3 protein-coding genes are annotated in these 1,801 nt (G+C 51.8%); all 3 read left to right on the forward strand.

Annotated features, from left to right (window positions below):
- Positions 1-297, forward strand: a 297-nt coding sequence (locus L655_RS0101060; RefSeq protein WP_024603805.1) for an SDR family NAD(P)-dependent oxidoreductase, incomplete at its 5' end; no start/stop codon positions are given.
- A gap of 25 nt (positions 298-322) precedes the next feature.
- Positions 323-1,498 carry an aldo/keto reductase gene (locus L655_RS0101065; protein ID WP_241764419.1) on the forward strand — a complete coding sequence of 392 codons (1,176 nt, stop codon included), beginning with the start codon at positions 323-325 and terminating at the stop codon, positions 1,496-1,498.
- 92 nt (positions 1,499-1,590) lie between these two features.
- On the forward strand, positions 1,591-1,801 hold a 211-nt coding region (locus L655_RS1000000126405; protein WP_139016267.1), incomplete at its 3' end, for a transposase family protein.

Genomic DNA, 1,801 nt, shown 5'->3' on the forward strand with positions numbered 1-1,801 from the left:
GCGCCCGCAGGCTTTGCAGCCTATTCAGCGACAAAATGGGGTATCAACGGGTGGTCGGAGTCGTTACGCGTTGAACTCCAGCCAGACATTCGAGTAATGGTTATTGAGCCAGGCGCTATTGCTACCGAGTTGGCTGATCACATTACTCACGATGAAAGCAAAAAAGCCGCAAAGGATTCTCTGGAGTGGGCGATTCCAGCACAAGATATCGCCGATGTCATTTCGTTCGCTATCAGCCGTCCGCAACGCGTGACGTTAAACGAAACTCTCGTACGTCCCACGGTCCAGTCTATGTAAAACCACGTCTTTTGAGGATTAATTTATGAACAACAGTGAAAGTGTTACTATGCAAACTGAATCAAACATCGCAAATTCTGACCGCCGTAACTTTATAATCAAGGCCGCCTCGCTCGGGGTCGGTTTCGCGGTATCGACAACATCATGGGCGGCATCGGACAACCGACAAGCAGGTAATGGAGATGCAGTGAGGGCTCCATCTCACTCAAGAGAGTCCGGTATGCCTACCCGACATCTTGGAGATTTAGTCGTGTCTGCACTGGGCGCGGGTTGTATGAGTATTAGTGCCAACTACGGTCCACCGGCAGAAAAAAACCAAGGTATTGAAACCCTCCGTACGGCTTACGAAAAAGGGGTTACGTTTTTTGATACAGCTGAAGTGTACGGGCCGTATACCAATGAAAAGCTAGTTGGTGAGGCTGTAGCACCGTTCCGCAACAAGGTCGCCATCGCGACTAAATTTGGTTTTGACATCAAGAACGGAGGGCTTAACAGTCGTCCCGAAAACATCAAACGAATGGTGGAAGAGTCACTCGGGCGCCTGAGAACGGATCGCATTGATTTGCTTTACCAGCATCGTGTTGACCCATCGGTGCCAATTGAAGAAGTCGCAGGGGCTGTTAAAAACCTGATTGATGAGGGAAAGGTGCTTCACTTCGGGCTCTCAGAGGCAAGCGCAACGACCATCCGTCGAGCACATGCCGTTCATCCGGTGGCCGCCGTTCAGACTGAATATTCGTTCATGGAACGAAGCCCGGAGAAAAACGACGTTCTTGCCACCTGTGAAGCGCTCGGCGTTGGCTTCGTTCCGTGGGGGCCGGTAGGAATGGGCTACCTTCCAGGAAAAATGTGGGCTAATACAAAATTTGACCCAGCAACAGATCTTCGCGTTGGTTTTGACCGTTTCTCCGAGGAAAACCTAGCTGCGAATCAGCCGCTCATCAATGTTCTTTGGAAGCTTTCTGAGCAGAAGCGTGTTAGCCCTTCGCAGATCGCACTTGCTTGGCTGTTGGCACAGAAGCCCTGGATTATTCCCATTCCGGGCACGCGGAATATCAACCACCTTCATGAAAATCTGGGCGCTCTTAACGTAACGCTCACACCTACAGATGTCCGTGAACTTGAAGCTGGATTTTCACAGCTGACAGTGCACGGCGGCAGAATGAATGAAGCTCAAATGCAGCTGGTTGACAATACATAACAGCTAGCAACTGCAGATAGGTGGCTATGTGCAGAAGAACTTCATTTGGAACTGTGCGGAAAATGGAGCCAACACTATAAGGAGCACGCCGCATGACCGAAATGCCCGACAACATTCTGCACCTACCTGAGTACCAAGTGCTGGGCTGCAAATCCACCGACGACGAAATGCACTTCCAGGTGGACGCGCCCGATCCCATCGCCTGCGAGGAGTGCGGCGTGCAGGGTGAGTTCGTGCGGTTCGGCAAGCGTGATGTCCCCTATCGTGATCTGCCCATCCACGGCAAGCGGGTCACCCTCTGGG

The organism is Pseudoalteromonas sp. TAE79, assembly GCF_000498015.1.
Classification (GTDB): Bacteria; Pseudomonadota; Gammaproteobacteria; order Enterobacterales; family Alteromonadaceae; genus Pseudoalteromonas.